Source organism: Phenylobacterium sp. (assembly GCF_019636135.1).
In the GTDB taxonomy this organism is placed as follows: domain Bacteria; phylum Pseudomonadota; class Alphaproteobacteria; order Caulobacterales; family Caulobacteraceae; genus Phenylobacterium.
Map to the genome: position 1 here is coordinate 193,485 of NZ_JAHBYD010000002.1, position 17,685 is coordinate 211,169.

The window sequence follows — 17,685 nt, forward strand, 5'->3', positions numbered from 1 at the left end:
CAAGCCTAGCGGTCGCCTGACGGCTTGATCTAGCTTCATCCCCGGTTCGCGTCGGGGGTTCGCATGAAGGTCGTGGTTTCGGTCGCTGCGGGGTTGGCGGCGCTTCTGGTGGCGTCCGTGGCGCCGGCGCAGCCCGCGCCCGGCGACATCCCGGCCCGGTTCGAGCAGCCGCTCGCGCGCGACTTCGAGCGCCGCGAGGCGATGATCCCGATGCGCGACGGCGTGAGGCTGAAGACGCTGATCGTGATCCCCAGGAGCGGGTCGCCGATGCCGATCATCCTCGGGCGCACGCCCTACGGCATCGCGGGCGTGCTGCGCGACACGAGCCCGAACGCGGCGATGAACGCCGGCCTCGCCGATGCCGACTACCTCACCGACGGCTACATCCGCGTCTACCAGGACATCCGCGGCCGGCACGGCTCCGAGGGCGGCTACATCCTGAACTCGCCGCTCCGCGGGCCGCACAACAGCGGCAGGACCGACCAGAGCACCGACACCTGGGACACCATCGACTGGCTGGTGAAGAACGTCCCCAACAACAACGGCCGCGTCGGGCTGACGGGCGGCTCGTACGGCGGGCTGCTGACGCTGATGGGGCTGATCGACCCGCATCCGGCGCTGAAGGCGGCCGTGCCGATGTATTCGATGGTCGACGGCTGGACGGGCGACGACTTCTACCACAACGGGGCGTTCCGGCAGGGCTACGTCGACTGGATGTACGGCCTGATCGCCGGCAAGGACGGCCCGGACCCGGTCTGGGGCGCGTACGATCTGTGGGACCCGATGCTGGAGGCCCGCAACGCCGAGGGCGTGGGCAGGCGGCTGGGGCTCGACGGGTTGCCGGCCTGGAACCGGTTGCTGGACAACGCCGCCTACACGCCGTTCTGGCGCGACCAGGCCTTGCAGGAGGTGCTGGCGAAACAGCCGCTGACGGTGCCGACGCTGCTGGTGCATGGCCTCTTCGACCAGGAGGACAGCTTCGGGACGCTGGCGGTCTACAGGACGCTGGAGGCCAAGGACGTCCGCAACGACATGAACTTCCTGCTGGTAGGCCCTTGGTTCCATGGGCAAAGCCAGACCGACGGCTCGTCGCTGGGCGCGATGAGGTGGGGCTCGGACACCAGCCTGTGGGCGCGGCGCAAGGTCATCAAGGCCTTCTTCGACCAGCATCTGAAGGGCAAGGCGCCCGCGACGCCGATCGCGCCGGTGACCGCCTTCGAGACGGGCGCGAATGAATGGCGGATGTCGGACGCGTGGCCGACGGCGCCGGCGACGCGCAAGCTCTACCTGCTGCCGGGCGGCCGGCTGGGCTTCGACGCGCCGGAGGCGAACGGCGGCTACGCCGAGTACGTGGCCGACCCGAACCGGCCCGTGCCCTACCGGCGGCGGCCGATCCGGCCGGTGTACGGGCCCGACTCCACCTGGAGCCAGTGGCTGACCGACGACCAGCGCGACTTCGCCACCCGGCCCGACGTGGCCACCTTCGTCAGCGCGCCGCTGACCGAGGCCCTGACGGTGCGCGGCGACGTGGCGGCGATGCTGTTCGCGTCCACCACCGGCAGCGACGCCGACTGGGTGGTGAAGCTGATCGACGTCTATCCGCCCGAGGTGCGCGAGCAGGCCAACATGGGCGGCTACGAGCTGATGATCTCGGCCGACATCATGCGCGGGCGCTACCGCGAGGACCCGAAGGCGGCCAAGGCGATCGCCCCCGGGCAGGTGCTGGCCTATCGCGTGCGCATGCCGGCGGCGAGCCACACCTTCCTGCCCGGCCACCGGATCATGGTGCAGGTGCAGTCGAGCTGGTTCCCGCTCTACGACCGCAATCCGCAGACCTTCACGCCCTCCGTCGCCCGCGCGCCGGCGGACGCCTACAAGGCGCAGACGCAGCGGATCCACGTGGGCGCCGACGCCGCGAGCTACGTGGAGCTGCCCGTGGCGCGCTGACGCAAGCTTTGGCCGCGGAGGCGCGCGCGCCTGCATTATCCTACCGCCAAAGCCGGGTTTTGCGGGGAAGTCCGAACGGAACTTCCGCGCAAACGCGGCCATCCTGCCCGGCATGAAGACGAAGGAACTCGACAGCCTCGTTCCCCCGCCGGGCGCGCAGGCCGACTGGACCATCGATCAGGGCTGGGACCGCTACACCCCGGCCGAGCACGACGTCTGGGTGAGGCTCTACGAGCGGCAGGCGGCGCTGTTGCCGCAGCGCGCGTGCGACCCGTTCCTCAAGGGCCTGGACGCGCTGGACCTGCACCGGGCGGGCATCCCCGACTTCAACCGCATCAACGAGGAGCTAACGCGGCTCACCGGCTGGAGCGTCGTGGCCGTGCCGGGCCTCGTACCGGACGAGGTGTTCTTCGACCACCTGGCCAACCGGCGCTTCCCGGCCGGGCAGTTCATCCGGCGGCCGGATCAGCTTGATTATCTGGAAGAACCCGACGTCTTCCACGACGTGTTCGGCCATGTGCCGATGCTGACCGACCCGACCTTCGCCGACTACATGCAGAAGTACGGCGAAGGCGGCCTGCGGGCGCTGGGCCTGGGCCAGTTGCACCATCTGGCGCGGCTCTACTGGTACACGGTGGAGTTCGGGCTGCTGGAGACGCCGAAGGGCCTGCGGATCTATGGCGCCGGCATCGTGTCCAGCCATGCGGAGTCGATCTTCGCGCTCGACGATCCCTCGCCCAACCGCCTGGGCTTCGACCTGGAGCGGACGATGCGCACGCCCTACCGGATCGACGACTTCCAGCAGGTCTATTTCGTGATCCCGTCGCTCAAGGCGCTGCTGGACGCGACGCTGGCCGATTTTGGCGCGCTGTACACGTCGCTGGCGAGCCAGCGGGACATCCCGATCGAGGCCGTCCTGTCCAGCGACAAGGTCTTCACGCGCGGAACCCAGGCTTACGCGCTGAGGACGGCCTGACCTGCCGGCCATTCCGCCGCCATCCCTGATCGTCATGGCCCGGCTTGTCCGGGCCACCCATTGGGCTGTGGGTTGGCGACCGTTCAAGGCGTGAGCGCTGCGCCCGTCCTGACCGCTCACAGCCCAGTGGGTCCCCCGGACAAGCCGGGGGATGACGCTCATGGGGGAGGCTCAGTAGTCCTTCCGCCACCGCACCGCGATGCGGTTGCCGGAGCCGACGCGGTCGGTCTGCTGCTGGAAGCGGGAGAGGAGCGAGAGGTTCTTGCGGACCCGCCATTCCACCTCCGCCGACGGCCCGTCGCGGCCACCGCCGGTGAGCTCCAGATAGACGTCGTCGGTCAGGTACTTGCCGCCCGAGACGGTGACCCCCGACTGCTCGTCGCCGCCGAAGGCCAGGCGGTCGAGGCGGGCGAAGCTGCGCAGGTTGCCGATCACGTCGAAGCCGCCGCCGCCCGACATGGCCGAGAGCGCCGAGGCGAGCTGGGCCGCCTCCACGCCGGAGAGCTGGCTGGCCGAGCGCTCGAACAGCACCTTCGCCAGGATCTCGTCGTTGGGCAGGCTGGGCGACGAGACGAGCGTGATCTCGGGCTTGGCGGCCGTGCCGCGGATGCGGACGGTCACGGTGAGCGAGGGGTCCTCGCGCACGGCGTCCAGTTGCAGGCGGATGCTCTGCGGCTTCGAGGAGAGGTAGACGATGCTGCGGTCGTCGAACTCGAAGCGCTTGCCGGCGAAGTCGTAGTCGCCGCGGACGACGCGGGCCGTGCCCGACAGGTCGGCGTTGGCGGTCGTTCCGCCGACATGGGCGTCCAGCGAGAGCTCGACGTCGAGCCCGCGGCCGCGCAGGAAGACGCGGCGCGGCGCATGCAGCTTCACGTCCAGCGCCCAGCCGTCGCCGCGCTTGAACCGGGGCGGCAGGCTGGCCGGGAGGTCTTCGGGCCGGTTGATCTCCTTCACCTCCATGGCGACCACGCCGGAGGGCGTGGGCGGGTCGGCGGCGAAGTCGGCGCGGTCGATGGCGAGGTCGCCGGTCAGCTTCACCTTGCCGTCGGCGGTGCGGTTGATGGTGGCCTGGCCGGTGGCGGTGGCGGCGCCGATGTCGTTGTCGATCAGGCGGAAGCTCTTCAGGTCCAGGCGGAAGCTGGAGACGCCTTCGCGGGCCAGGCTGACGCGGCCCTGGCCCGAGAGCTGGCCGCCGCGGCCGTCGACGCCGCGAGCCTCGGTGACGTTGACGGAATCCTCGGTGAACGCCGCCTTCAGGACCACGTCGCGCAGCGTGAGGCCCGTGCCGCCGTCGTCGAAACGGCCCCGCTCGACCGAGACCTGGCCCGAGGCGCGCGGGGCGGCCAGGGTGCCGCTGAGCGTGCCTTCGGTGTGGACCACGCCGGAGAGCGCGCGGTCGCCGCCGATCAGGATGTCGAACAGCGGCCGCACCTCGCCCTCGGCGAAGAAGCGGCCGCGCAGGGGGCGCTGGCGCGCGATGGCGACGCGGAACGGCGCGGCGCTGGCCTCTGCGGGGAGGACGAGGTTGGCGTTGGCCTTGAGGCCCTGGTCGTTGGTCGTGTCGACGTCGAGGGTGATCACGTCGTCGGCGAGGCGCGCCTTCAGCACGCCGTTCGCACCCTGGGCGGCCGGCGTGCCCTTGCCCCGGGCGGCGGTGAGGCGGGCCTCGACGGCGCCGTCGAGGCGGCTTCCCTGCCCTTGCAGCGCCAGGGTGGCGTCGATGCGGCCGTCGAAGTCGGCGTTGAAGACGTTCAGGCCCATCTCGGCCACGCGGGCGTTCACGGTGGCGGTCTCGCCGCGCATCAGGGCGTCGAGGTCGAGACGGCCGCCGTCCGAGCCCGCCAGGCGCACGCGCGCGCTGCGCTCGGGGCCGCCGAAGCGGAAGGCGGCGGTCTCGACGGTGTGGAGGTCGCGGCCGCCCAGCACGCCCCTGCCGTCGAAGTCGACCCGATAGCCGGGCTGGACGTCGTTCCAGACGCCCTTGCCGGAGATCGTCCACGCGCCCTGCCCCGAGGCGCCGCGGGCGTCGGTGGTGAACGGCAGCCGCGCCAGGGGGCCATCGGCGGCGAGGCGCGCGGCGCGGACGGTGACGTCGGAGCCGGCCCAGCGGACGGCCTCGCCGCGCAGGTCGAGCGTGGCGCGCGGACCTCCGGCGGCGTCGGTGATCCTGGCGGTCCCGGCGATGCGGCCGGCGTCGATCAGGGCGCCCCTGGTGATCGCCAGCGTCAGGTCGGCGGCCGAGGGGCTGGACCGGCGCAGGCTGAGCGACCCCGAGGCCTTGACGCCGCCGGCGTCCAGCGACAGGCCCGTCAGGTCGACGCCGCCCTGCGGGAAGCGGAAGTCGGCGCGGGCGGCGGCGGGGCCGTAGCCGCTGGCGGCGGTGAGCGCCACCGTCCCGGACGAGCCGTCGGCCTGGCGCTGGAAGGTGAGCGCGAGCTTCGCGTCCTTGAGCGGGAGGCGCGGCAGGTCCACCTGCTCCAGGTTCGCGACCAGGTCGAGGCGCGGCGCCACGAGCGTGCCGGTGACGCCGCCCGTGCCCCTGGCCCTGCCGGTGATCTCGACGGGACCGGCGCGGATCGGGCCGGCGGCGCTCCAGTCGGCCTTGAACGCCAGGCGGCTGTCCTTCTCCATGACGCCCGCGGCGCTGGCGTCGAGGGCGGCGCCGTTCAGCGTGGCCCTGGCGACGGCGAGGCGGCCGGCCTGCCAGTCGGCCTGGACCTGCAGGCGCGGCGTGCGGCCCATGAGGCGGTCGAGTTCGGCGAGGCCGACGGCGAAGCGGTCGCCGCGCGCGTCGAGCCTGAAGGTCCAGGGCGCGCCCGACTTCGCCTGCGAGGCGTCCCAGCCGATCCTCGCGCCGCCCGAGGCGCCGAAGCGGGCCTCCTCCAGCCGGGCCACCTGGACGTCGCCCTTCAGCGTCACGGCGCCCAGGAGCGTTCGGCCGCCGGACGCCTGGACCTTCAGGCCCCGACCGGCGAGGTCGAGGTCCTTCAGCAGGAGCTGGCCGTTGGCGAGGCGCTGGGCGTCGAGGGTCACGCCCGGCGCGGCGCCCAGGAAGGTGGCCACGAACCCCTGCCCGCGGCCGCCGGCCCCCGCCAGCTTCGCCTTGACCGCATAGGCGCCCTTCTCGCGGGCGAGCTCGATCGGCCCGGAGACGCTGGCGAGGCCGTAGCCGCCGAGGTCGATGTCGGAGACCGCGCCCGAGCCGGCGAACCTGAAATCCGCGCCATCGGCGGTGACCGCGCCCACGATCCGCGCCGCGCCCATCCGCGGCCCGCCGGTGATCCGCGAGAGCGAGGGGGCGCCGAGGTCGAGGCGCACCCGGCTCAGCCTGCGCTTGCCCAGGTCGCCGGGGCCCCAGGCGTGGGCGCGCATGGTCTCGGCGTTCAGCTTGAGGTCCAGCGCGTAGACGCCCGGCGCGGCCTTCACGCCGCCGAGGCCGAAGCGCAACTCCCTGCCGAACCGTGCGGCGAGGCCCTGGGTCAGCCGCGACGTGGTGAGCAGCAGGCGCCCGCCCGCCTGCCCGCCCTGCGGGTTCCACGCGCCGCGGGCGAGCAGCGGCGCCACGTCGCCGGTGGTCGCGCTCGCCGCGAACCGCCCCGCCGAGACCGTGCCATCGGCCTTCACGTCCAGGCGGAACGGCTGGTCGGGCGGGAGGCCCAGCGCCCCGGCGATGGCGCCGCCCCGCGCCTCCTCGGCGTCGGCGATCACCTTGAGCGGGCCTGCGCCGCCGAGCGCGACGTCGAGGTCGAGATGGTCGCCGGCGTGCAACGCGCTCCTCGCCGCCAGCCTGGCGCGACGGCCGCCCTTGCGCTCGACATCGAGGTCGAAGGTCACGTCGTAGACGCCGCGTTCGGTGCTGAAGCCCGGCTCGAGGATCAGCCGCGCCGCCGCCTTGTCGATGTGGAACGAGACCGGCAGGCCGCGGTCCTTGCCCTTGGGACCCAGCGTCGGGCGGCGGATGAGGCGGACATTCCGCGCCTCGACCAGATCGGCGTCGAAGACCCGGCTCAGGAGCTTGGCGTAACGCCATGTGAGATGGACGTCGTTCGCCTCCAGCCACACGCCCTTCTCGTCGCGGATGGTGAGCCGGCGGACGCGCGCGTCACGCCAGATGTCGCCCGACAGGCCCTCCAGTTTCAGGCGGCCGATGCGGCCGAGCTTCAGGCCGTCGGTGCGCGCCTCGATCAGCAGGCGCACCTGCGGGATCAGCACGCCGTAGCGCGTGACGGCGAGCACGGCGCCCAGCGTGACGAGGATCGTGAGCGCAACGGCGAAGATCGCCCTCGGAAGGCGCGACCTCGCGCGCCCGACGGCGGCGGGAATGTCGTCCGCCCCGCTCAAAAGCTCTGTCCGATCGAGAGATAGACCTGGAACGGCGCCTGGCCACGGCGGCGGGCGACCGGCGTCGCGACATCCACGCGGATCGGCGCGAAGCCCAGGTTGTAGCGGATCCCGACCCCGGCCCCCACGGCCGCGTCGCCGAAGTCGACGGCGGCGGACGAGCCGACCGCGCCCGCGTCGACGAAGAGGGCGACGCCCCACCGCTGGGTGAGGTCGCGGCGGACCTCCAGCGACGATTCGAACAGGAAGACGCCGCCGCGCGGGGTGTTGTCGGCGAGCCGCGGCCCGACGCCCTGATACGGGAAGCCGCGCACGGAGCCGCCGCCGCCGGCGTAGAAGCGCTGCGAGGCCGGGATCTCGTCGACCGTGCCGTTGACGATGCGGCCCAGGCGCAGGCGGCCGGCGACGACGGTGGCGGCCTGCTTGTCGAGCGCGAGATAGTAGGTCCCCTGGGTGACGGCGCGCAGGTAGGGCACGTTCGTGTCGCCGACGATCAGGGTCGGCTCCAGCCGGGCGGAAAGACGCCAGCCGGAGGTGGGGTTCAGAGGATCGTTGGAGCGGTCGAGCAGGACGTCGCCCAGGACGGCGGCGGTGACGAGGTCGCGGCCGATGGAACTGAGCGTGCCGGCCTTGATCTCGGTCGACCGGGTCGCATCCAGCGAGGCGCCGACGGTGACGTAGGAGGTGCGGCCATAGCGGCGGGTCACATCGGCGCTGACGCCCACGCCGTCCTCGTCGTAGGCGTCGGTCTCGACGCGGTAGACCGAGGCCGCGGTCTTCAGCGTCTGCTGCGGGCGCCGCCAGTGGGGCAGCGAGACCTGCACCTCGGCGCGCGTGTCGCGGTCGGAGACCTGGCCGAACACCGACAGCGTGTCGGCGCGGCGGAAGCGGTTGTAGAGGGTCCAGCGCGCGTTCACGCCCGGGCCCTCGCTGGTCGAATAGCTCGCGCCCGCCTCGATGGTGCGCGGCTTGCGCTCGGCCAGGGTGACGAGGACCGGGCGCAGACCTTCGGCCGTGCTCGTCTCGGCGGGCGCGAGCGCGACGGTCACGCTGTCGTAGACGCCGGTGTCGAGCAGGCGGCGCTCGAGTTCGCCGACGTCGTCGGGATCGTAGGTGTCGCCGGCGTCCCAGGGCGCGAGCTCGCGCAGCCACGCCGGATTGGTGCGGCCGATGGCGTTGGAGAGGTCGAGGCCGTCCAGGCGCACCAGCGGGCCGGCGGCGATGCGGAAGGTGGGCCGCACCGTCCTGTCGGCGTGGTCGACGATCACCTCGCGCGGCTCGGCCACGGCGTCGGCGTAGCCCCGCTTCTGCACCACGGACAGGATGCGGCCCTCGGCGGCGATGACATCCACCGCGCGGCCGGGCGCGCCGGCGCGGTCGAGGCCCATCGCCGCGCGGGCGTCGGTCTGCGCCCGCTCGCCGGGCGGCGTCCCCTGCCAGGCGATGGCCGCGCCGGCCAGGCTGAAGCGCGGGCCGGGGGTGACCTTCACCACCGGGTGGGGCGGCTCGCCCTCGGTGACGTCGGGCTCCACCACATTGGCGTAGTAGCCCTCGGAGCGGAGGACCGCGATGGCGTCCTCGGCGGCCGTCTGCGCCCGGCGGCGCGCTTCGAAACGGTTCTCGATCGGCTTTTCGGTCTCGCCGATGACGGCCTGGATCGTGGCGCGCAGATCGCCGTCGACCTCACCCTGGACCTGCGCCTTGGGCTCGGCCCGCGCCATCGCCGCCGGCGCGCAGATGGCCGCCGATGCGGCGACGGCCGTGAGCAGTCGACCCAAGCCCGATTCCTCAGTTCGTGCCCCTGCCGCTTGGTGTAGCGGGGGGATTCCGCGCTGTCATCCGCGGCCTGGACCCGGCGCCTAAATGATAGGCGCCTGCACATCTGCCCATCGATGCGGCACGATTTTTCCCCGGCGGCTTCCGGGGCGCGCCTAAGCGTCCTACAGATTGAACCTCGAGGCTGGTGCGGGTGGATTCCATCGTGAGCGTCAAACGGGACGAAGCGGGGCCGAAGGCCGATCTGCCCGCGATTCCCCCCGCGATTCCCTACGACGAGATGCTGACGCCGAAGGGCGCGGTCCGACCGCACTACGAGGCGCTGCAGGCGCGTCTCTCGACCCTCTCGCCGGATGAACTGGCCGAGCGGCAGAAGACGCAGGAGCGGTTCTTCCTGCTGCAGGGCATCACCTTCACCGTCTATGGCGCGGAGAGCTCGACCGAGCGGATCATCCCGACCGACATCCTGCCGCGCATCATCCCCGGCTCCGAATGGGCGACGATCGAGAAGGGGCTGACCCAGCGCCTCCAGGCGCTGAACATGTTCCTGGCCGACATCTACTCCGAGCAGCAGATCCTGATGGACGGGGTGGTGCCGCGCGAACTGGTGCTGCAGGCGCCCAGCTACCGGCGCGAGATGCAGAACCTCTACGTGCCGCACAAGGCCTACGCCAACGTCTGCGGCTCGGACCTGATCCGGCAGGAGAACGGCGCGTTCGCGGTGCTGGAGGACAACCTGCGCGTCCCCTCCGGCGTGTCGTACATGCTGGCCAACCGCGAGGCGTCCAAGCGGGTGTTCCCCGGCACGTTCCGGGGCGCCGGCGTCCGCTCGATCGACCGCTATCCCGACCTGCTGCTCGCGACGCTCAAGAGCATGGCTTCGGACTGGCGGGCCGATCCGCAGGTCGTGGTGCTGACGCCCGGGGTCTACAACTCGGCCTATTACGAGCACGCCTACCTGGCGCGGCTGATGGGCGTGCCGCTGGTGGAAGGGCGCGACATCGTCGTCCACGACAACATGGTCTACATGCGCACCACGACGGGCCTGCGCCGGATCGACGTGATCTACCGCCGCGTGGACGACGACTTCATCGACCCCCTCACCTTCCGGCGGGATTCGAGCCTGGGCGCGGCGGGCCTGTTCAACGCCTACCGGGCCGGCAACGTGGTGATCTGCAACGCGCCGGGCACGGGCGTGGCGGACGACAAGGCCGTCTACGCCTACGTCCCGGAGATCATCCGGTACTACCTGGGCGAGGACGCGATCCTGCCCAACATCGAGACGTACCTCTGCCGCGAGGCGGCGCAACTGAGCCACGTGCTGGCCAACCTCGACAAGCTGGTGGTGAAGGCGGTGGGCGCGTCCGGCGGCTACGGCATGCTGGTGGGGCCGCATTCGACCAAGGCGCAGCGGGCGGAGTTCGCCGAGGCGCTGAAGGCCGACCCCGCCAACTACATCGCCCAGCCGACGATCCAGCTCTCCACCGCGCCCTGCCTCGTGGACCATGCCGTCGAGCCGCGGCACGTGGACCTGCGCCCCTTCATCCTGTCGGGCGAGAAGATCGTGGTGACGCCCGGCGCGCTGACCCGGGTGGCGCTGAAGAAGGGCTCGCTGGTGGTGAACTCCAGCCAGGGCGGCGGGTCGAAGGACACCTGGGTGCTCTCTGAAAGCAAGGGAGAGCGAGGATGAGCCTTACCCTCCGCTCATCCCGGCGAATGCCGGGACCCAGATGGCAAGACGCCGATGCCGGCTCGATCAGCGCAGCATCGATCCAACCTACCTCCTCAGTCCTCGATCCGGGTCCCGGCATTCGCCGGGATGAGCGGTGATCCCATGATGCTCGCTCGGGTGGCGGACAGCCTCTACTGGATCGGGCGGTACGTGGAGCGGGCCGAGCACATGTGCCGGCTCTCCGACGTGATGCTGAACGCCACGCTGGACCGCTCGGAGGCGGCGACCACGGTGGCGCGGATCGCGCTCTCGGCCGTGGGCGACCCCGACGCGGCGAAGGCCGAGCGGCCCTATGACGCCGCACTCGCCCTGGCGCTCGATCGCGAGGACGGCGGGTCGATCTATTCGTCGGTGGCGCGGGCGCGGGAGAATGCGCGCCAGGTGCGCGACCAGATCACCACCGAGACGTGGGAGCGGCTGAACCTCATCTACCTGCGCATGAACGACCCGGACGTGGCGGCCTCGTTCGCCGAGGGGTCGCAACAGTTCCTGCACGACACCATCGCCGACCTGCACCTGTTCAAGGGCGCCGGCGACGCCACCATGAGCCACGGCGAGGGCTGGAGCTTCCTGCTGCTCGGCGTCTACCTGGAGCGGGCGCAACTGATCGGCGCGCTGCTGGAGGTGGTGTTCGGCGAGGGGCGGCGCCGGCGGCCGATCTCGGACCACTTCGCGCTCACGAACGTGCTGCGCATGGGCTGCGCGCTGGAGCCGTACCTGCGGGTCTACACCGCCGAGATGCAGCCGCGCTTCATCCTGCAGTTCCTGACGCTGGACGAGGACTTCCCGCGCTCGATCCGCTTCTGCACCGACCAGATCGAGCAGCACCTCTCGGCCATCATCCGCCACGCGGGCCTGGCCGGCCGCGTCGGGCCCGACCGGCTGGCGGGGCGGCTGCGCGCGCGCCTGCAATACGCCGACATGACCGACCTGGAGAACGAGGGCGCCAGCGCCTTCCTCAAGACCGTGCTGGACGAGTGCTCGGCGATCCACCGCAGCCTCTACGACGCCTTCGTGGCCTATCCGCTCGAAGACCGGCTTCCGGCCTAGGGAGAGACCGACCTGCTCCTCGAGATCCGCCACGTCACCCAGTACCGCTACGCCTCTCCCGTGCGCGAGAGCGTCATGGAGGTGTGGATGCAGCCGCAGCGGTCGGCGCGCCAGCGGCTGGTCAGCTTCGACCTGGAGATCGACCCGCCGACCCAGGTGTTCAGCTATGCCGACAGCTTCGGCAACGCCGTCTACCACTTCGACGTGCCGCAGCCGCACGACCGGCTGACGATCACGGCGCGCTCGGCGGTGGAGAGCCAGCCGCCCTCCCCGCTGCCCGACAGCCTGGACATGGGCGAATGGGACCGGCTGCGCTCGGAGTTCCTGCGCGGCGAGAACTTCGACTTCCTGCACCCGCACGGCTTCGCCCGCGAGACCGAGGCGCTGCGCGTCTACGAGCAGGACCACGACATCGCCGCGCTGCGGCGGCGCGACCCGCTGACGGCCGTGCGCGAGCTGAACAGGACCATCTACGGGAGCTTCGGCTACGAGGCCGGCGTCACCCGCGCCGACAGCCCCATCGACGACGTGCTGAAAGCCCGCAAGGGCGTCTGCCAGGACTTCGTGCATGTGATGGTGGCGATCCTGCGCTCGTGGGGCATCCCGGCGCGCTACGTCTCGGGCTACCTGTTCAACGACAAGAAGCACGGCGACCGCTCGGACCCCGACGCGACGCACGCGTGGGTGGAGGTGTTCCTGCCCAGCCTGCGCTGGATCGGCTTCGACCCGACCAACAACTCCGAGGCCACCGAGCGCCACATCGCCTGCGCCATCGGCCGCGACTATTCCGACGTGCCGCCGTCGCGGGGCGTCTACAAGGGCGACTCCGAGAGCGTGCTGGCCGTGGGCGTGCGGGTGAGCAAGGCGCGCGCGGCCCTCGCCGAGCCGGAGTTCCTGCGCGTGTCGCGGCCCGCGGCCCGCACCGGCGGCCCGCGCCGCGCGCAGGGCGGATCGACCGCCCACGAACAGCAGCGCCTGCACCAGATGCAGCAACAGCAGTGATTTCCCTCCCCTTCATGGGGAGGGAACTGCGGCGGGAGAGCGCTCTTGCGACGACGCTCTGGCCCGCCGTCCAGGACGGGGCCCGTGATGGGCGCGCCGGTGGGCCGTCGTAGCCCGCCGCAGCAATGCGGAAGATAGCCAGGCGCGGCGGCGTTCGCGAGGGGCGAACAGCGGCGAGGAAGGCGCGACGATCGGTTCGCTCGAGCCTGCCGCCCCCTCTCCTTGAACGTCATCCCCCGGCTTGTCCGGGGGATCCATTGATCGTCGGCGTGGCCGGTTGCGCGCGGCGCCGACGCGCCCGCTTCTGCGCGGCACAGCCCAGTGGATCCCCCGGACAAGCCGGGGGATGACGTTCACAAAGAGGGTGGGTCTACAGCTTCGGCCGGTCTTCCAGCTCGCGGCCGGTGATCTGGTAGTGGACCAGTTCGGCGATGTTGGTGGCGTGGTCGCCGATGCGCTCCAGGTTCTTGGCGATGAACAGGAGGTGCGCCCAGTCTCCCGCGGTCTGGGCGGCGGACTTCTTGCCGTCCAGGCTGGCGATGATCCCGGCCAGCACCTGCTCGTGGCGCTCGTCGATCTCGGTGTCCTTCAGCCAGACGGCGTAGGCGCCCTGCGCGTCGCCGTTGCGGAAGGCGCCCACCACGGCGGCCAGGCGGTCGGCGGAGAGCCGGCCCAGCTCGGCGATCGGCTCGGCCACATCGGGCGAGGTCGCCGCGTCCATGCGGATCACGCGCTTGGCGATGTTCTTGCCGAGGTCGCCGCAGCGTTCGAGCTGCATGGAGATCTTCATCGCCGCGATCGGGCGGCGCAGGTCGTCGGCCATCGGCTGGCGCAGCGCGATGAACCGCACGGCGGCCTTCTCGATCTCGCTGTCCTGGATGTCGAGGGCGTCGTCGCCACGCACCACCTTGGCCGCGAGGTCGAGGTCATGGCCAAGGAACGCATCGAGCGACGCGCGCACCTGGCTGACCGCCAGGTCGCCCATGGCGGCGATGCCGTGGGTCAAGCCGCCGAGATCGGCGTCGACCGCCTTCAAGGTATGGTCCATCGCGGCCTCCTAGCCGAAGCGGCCGGTGATGTAGTCGCGGCAGCGCGACGTGACCGGGTTGGTGAAGAGCTGCTCGGTCTCGCCGAACTCGACGAGCTGGCCCAGGTACATGAAGCCCGTGTGGTCCGAGAGGCGCGCGGCCTGGCCCATGTTGTGGGTCACGATGACGATCGTGTAGTCGCGCTTCAGCTCGGCGATGGTCTCTTCGAGGCGGGCCGTCGAGATCGGGTCCAGCGCCGAGGCCGGCTCGTCGAGCAGCAGGACCTCGGGCCTCACCGCGATGCCGCGGGCCACGCACAGGCGCTGCTGCTGGCCGCCGGAGAGGCCGAGGCCGCTTTCCTTCAGCTTGTCCTTCACCTCGTCCCAGAGGGCCGCGCGGCGCAGGCTCTCCTCGACGCGGTCGTTCATGTCGGCCTTCGACAGCTTTTCGTAGAGGCGCACGCCGTAGGCCACGTTGTCGTAGATCGACATCGGGAACGGGGTCGGCTTCTGGAACACCATGCCGACGCGGGCGCGCAGCGTCGCCACGTCGACGCGGGGCGACAGCATGTTGTCGCCGTCGAGAATGACCTCGCCCGTCGCCTTCTGGCCCGGATAGAGGCTGTACATCCGGTTCAGCGTGCGCAGCAGCGTGGACTTGCCGCAGCCCGAGGGGCCGATCAGCGCCGTCACGGCGTTCCCGGCGAACGAGACGGTCACGTCGAACAGCGACTGCTTCTGGCCGTAGAAGAAGTCGAGGTTCCTGATCTGCAGCTTCACCACCTCGGGCGCGAGTTGCAGGACCGCCGTCTCGGGCGGGGCTTCGAGCTGGGTGTTCATGCGGAGGCCTTTTCCCGGGCAAGGATGCGCGCCACGACCGTGACCGACAGCACGGTGACGGCGATCAGAAGGGCGCCCGCCCACGCCAGGCGGCGCCAGTCGTCGTAGGCGGAGAGCGCGAAGTTGAAGATCACCACCGGCAGGTTCGCCGTGGGCTTGGTCATGTCGAAGCTGAGGAACTGGTTGTTCAGCGACGTGAACAGCAGCGGCGCCGTCTCGCCCGAGATGCGGGCGAAGGCCAGCAGCGCGCCGGTCAGCATGCCGCCGCGGGCCGACTTCCAGATCACGTCGAAGATGGTCTTCCAGACCGGCGCGCCGAGGGCGACGGAGGCTTCGCGCAACGCCGTGGGCTGGAGCTTCAGCACGTCCTCGGTCGTCCGCGTGATGACCGGCGCGGCGATCAGCGCCAGGGCGACCGCGCCGGCGAAGCCCGAGAAGCCCTTCAGGGGGGCGACCAGGATCTCGTAGATGAACAGGCCGACCAGGATCGAAGGCGCCGAGAGCAGCACGTCGTTCAGGAAGCGGATCACCTTCCCGTAGTGGCTCTCGCGGGCGTACTCCGAGAGCCAGGTGCCGGCCAGGAAGCCGATGAGCACAGCGCCGATCATGGCTGCCACGCACATCATCAGCGAGCCCACGATGGCGTTCAGCAGGCCGCCTTCCGAGCCGGGCGCCGGCGTCGACCTGGTGAAGAGGTTCGGGTCCAGCCCGCCGCCGCCGGGCTTCAGGAAGCCGCCGATCCCCTGCTGCAGCAGCGACCAGAGGATGGCGGCGAGCGCCACGATGGCGACCAGGGTCGCGATCCAGCAGAAGGCGAGGAAGGCGCCTTCGCCGAGGCGGCGGGACAGGCGGGGCGCGGCGACTGCGGTCATAGGTTGGCCTGCCGTCCGATCAGCAGCCGGGCGAGCGCCAGGACCGTGAAGGTGATGATGAAGAGCACCAGGCCCAGCGCGATCAGCGAGGCCGAGTGCAGCCCCGGCGGGGCTTCGGCGAACTCGTTGGCGATGGTCGAGGCGATGGTCGAGCCGGACGCGAAGATCGAGGTCGGGAAGCCGTGGGCGTTGCCGATGATGAAGGTCACGGCCATCGTCTCGCCGAGCGCGCGGCCCAGGCCCAGCATGACCGCGCCGATCGCGCCGGTCCGGATGTAGGGCAGGCTCACCTTGCGGATCACCTCGAAGGTGGTGGAGCCCAGGCCGTAGGCGCTCTCGCGCACCTGCGGCGGAATGGTGAGCAGGAGCTCGCGCATGGTCGCCGCGATGAACGGCAGGATCATGATCGCCAGGATGATCGAGGCGGTGAGGATGCCCGCGCCGTTGGGCACGCCCGCCGTGATCGTCTCCCAGAGGCTGCCGGGCTCGGCCGACATCATGATCGGCATCTGCACGCGCCTGGCGAACCAGGGGGCGAAGACGAAGAGGCCCCACATGCCGTAGACGATCGAGGGGATGCCCGCGAGCAGCTCCACCGCCGTGCCGATCGGCCGGCGCAGGACCGGCGGGCAGAGCTCGACCAGGAAGATCGCGATCCCGAAGGACAGCGGGAGCGCGAAGAGCAGCGCCAGCGCCGACGAGATCAGCGTGCCGGCGATGGCGCCCGACGCGCCGAAGATCTCCTGGACCGGGTCCCACTCGGCGCTGGTGAAGAAGCCCGGGCCGAACCGGGCGAAGGCCGGCCAGCCGCCGATCACCAGCGAGACGACGATCCCGCCCAGCGCGAGCAGCAGGAAGGTCGCCGCCCCGAAGCAGAGGACCTCGAAGACGCGGTCGAAGCCCGCGCCCTCGGCCGACCGCGCGCGCGGCGCGGCGGGGACGGCCGGAGGCGTGTCGGCCGCTGCGGTCATCGGGCGGCCGGGGTGAAGACCGGCTTGCCGTCCGGCCCCACGACCGCCGACCAGCTCGCGCGGACCTGGGCCTTCAGCGCGGCCGGCAGCGGGACGTAGGCCAGCTCGTCCGCGGCGGCGTCGCCCTTGGCGTAGGCCCAGTCGTAGAAGCTCAGCACCGCCCTGCCCTTGGCCGCGTCGGCCTGGGACTTGTGCAGCAGGATGAAGGTGGCGCCGGTGATCGGCCAGGCGTTGGCGCCCGGCTGGTCGATCAACACGAGGTAGAAGCCGGGGGCCTTCGTCCAGTCGGCGCTGGCGGCGGCCGCAGCGAAGGTCTCGGCGTTCGGGGCCACGAAGGTCCCGGCCGCGTTCCGCAGGCTGGCCGTGGTCATGCCGTTCACATGGGCGAAGGCGTACTCGACGTAGCCGATGGCGCCCGGCGTCTGCTTGACGTAGCCGGCGACGCCGTCGTTGCCCTTGCCGCCCTGCCCGGCCGGCCAGGCGACCGCATCGCTGGCGCCGACCTTGGCCCACTGCGGGGCGACGGCGGTCAGGTAGCTGGTGAAGAGGAAGCTGGTGCCCGAGCCGTCCGAGCGGTGGACGACGGTGATGGGCAGGTTCGGCAGCGTCACGCCGGCATTGGCCGCGGCGAGCGCCGGGTCGTTCCACTTCCTGACCTTGCCCAGGTAGATGTCGGCCAGCAGCGGGCCGGTCAGCTTGAGCTGGCCGGCCTGGACGCCCGGCAGGTTCACCACCGGGACGACGCCGCCGATCACGGCGGGGAACTGGGCCAGGCCGTCGGCGTCGAGTTCCTCGGGCTTCAGGGGCTTGTCGCTGGCGCCGAAGTCGACGGTGCGGGCCTTGATCTGCTTGATGCCGCCGCCTGAGCCGATGGCCTGGTAGTTGAGCGTCAGGCCGGTGTCGGCCTTCTGCGCCTCGGCCCACTTGGCGTAGAGCGGCGCGGGGAAGGTGGCGCCGGCGCCGGTGAGCTGGACGCCCGAGGGCTTTGCGTCGCCCGCCTTCTCCGATTGGCCGCAGGCGCTCAGCGCGAGGCAGGCCGCGAGGCCGGTGACGATTCTGCGAAGCACGTTGGAACTCCCCACCGAGGGTGATTGTGGGTTCGCTCTACGCGGGCCGCGCGACGGTTCGCCGAAGGTTTTGCGACAGTTCGA

General features: G+C 71.4%; 12 protein-coding genes. 5 read left to right on the plus strand and 7 right to left on the minus strand.

Annotated elements, in window-relative coordinates:
* Nucleotides 1-63: 63 nt before the first annotated feature.
* A complete protein-coding gene (locus KF737_RS02235; protein ID WP_296449920.1) occupies nt 64-1,947 on the plus strand; it encodes a CocE/NonD family hydrolase in 1,884 nt (627 codons plus the stop codon).
* 112 nt (nt 1,948-2,059) lie between these two features.
* Entirely contained in the window at nt 2,060-2,923 is an 864-nt protein-coding gene (gene phhA / locus KF737_RS02240) for a phenylalanine 4-monooxygenase (protein ID WP_296449921.1), read from the plus strand.
* A 171-nt stretch (nt 2,924-3,094) separates the two neighbouring features.
* On the opposite strand, the gene KF737_RS02245 is transcribed toward phhA, so the two are convergent.
* A complete protein-coding gene (locus KF737_RS02245; protein ID WP_296449923.1) occupies nt 3,095-7,264 on the minus strand; it encodes a translocation/assembly module TamB domain-containing protein in 4,170 nt (1,389 codons plus the stop codon).
* Entirely contained in the window at nt 7,261-9,042 is a 1,782-nt protein-coding gene (locus tag KF737_RS02250; RefSeq protein ID WP_367273203.1) for an autotransporter assembly complex family protein, read from the minus strand. Before KF737_RS02250 ends, KF737_RS02245 begins: the two co-directional genes overlap by 4 nt.
* 278 nt (nt 9,043-9,320) lie before the next feature.
* Between KF737_RS02250 and KF737_RS02255 the strand changes: the two genes are divergently transcribed.
* The 3 genes from KF737_RS02255 to KF737_RS02265 all read left to right on the plus strand — a co-directional run bounded on the left by KF737_RS02255 (nt 9,321) and on the right by KF737_RS02265 (nt 12,824).
* Nucleotides 9,321-10,730 (plus strand): circularly permuted type 2 ATP-grasp protein, encoded by a 1,410-nt coding sequence (locus tag KF737_RS02255; protein WP_367273204.1) that lies wholly within the window; start codon nt 9,321-9,323, stop codon nt 10,728-10,730.
* Between the two features lie 144 nt (nt 10,731-10,874).
* Entirely contained in the window at nt 10,875-11,822 is a 948-nt protein-coding gene (locus KF737_RS02260; protein ID WP_296449925.1) for an alpha-E domain-containing protein, read from the plus strand.
* Between the two features lie 24 nt (nt 11,823-11,846).
* Nucleotides 11,847-12,824 carry a transglutaminase family protein gene (locus tag KF737_RS02265; RefSeq protein ID WP_296450017.1) on the plus strand — a complete coding sequence of 326 codons (978 nt, stop codon included), beginning with the start codon at nt 11,847-11,849 and terminating at the stop codon, nt 12,822-12,824.
* 370 nt (nt 12,825-13,194) lie between these two features.
* On the opposite strand, the gene phoU is transcribed toward KF737_RS02265, so the two are convergent.
* The 5 genes from phoU to pstS are packed head-to-tail and all read right to left on the minus strand — an operon-like array spanning nt 13,195 to nt 17,601.
* On the minus strand, nt 13,195-13,872 hold the full coding sequence (gene phoU, locus KF737_RS02270) for a phosphate signaling complex protein PhoU (RefSeq protein ID WP_296449927.1): 678 nt from the start codon (nt 13,870-13,872) through the stop codon (nt 13,195-13,197).
* A gap of 9 nt (nt 13,873-13,881) precedes the next feature.
* Complete coding sequence (pstB, locus tag KF737_RS02275) at nt 13,882-14,691, minus strand: phosphate ABC transporter ATP-binding protein PstB (protein WP_296449929.1); 810 nt, start codon at nt 14,689-14,691, stop codon at nt 13,882-13,884.
* Nucleotides 14,688-15,563 (minus strand): phosphate ABC transporter permease PstA, encoded by an 876-nt coding sequence (gene pstA, locus KF737_RS02280; RefSeq protein WP_296449930.1) that lies wholly within the window; start codon nt 15,561-15,563, stop codon nt 14,688-14,690. Before pstA ends, pstB begins: the two co-directional genes overlap by 4 nt.
* Nucleotides 15,560-16,534 (minus strand): phosphate ABC transporter permease subunit PstC, encoded by a 975-nt coding sequence (gene pstC, locus KF737_RS02285; protein WP_296449932.1) that lies wholly within the window; start codon nt 16,532-16,534, stop codon nt 15,560-15,562. Before pstC ends, pstA begins: the two co-directional genes overlap by 4 nt.
* The gene (pstS, locus tag KF737_RS02290) at nt 16,531-17,601 is read right to left on the minus strand and encodes a phosphate ABC transporter substrate-binding protein PstS (protein WP_296449934.1); all 1,071 of its coding nucleotides are present in this window, start codon (nt 17,599-17,601) and stop codon (nt 16,531-16,533) included. The genes pstC and pstS overlap by 4 nt, the downstream gene beginning before the upstream one ends.
* Nucleotides 17,602-17,685: the final 84 nt, after the last annotated feature.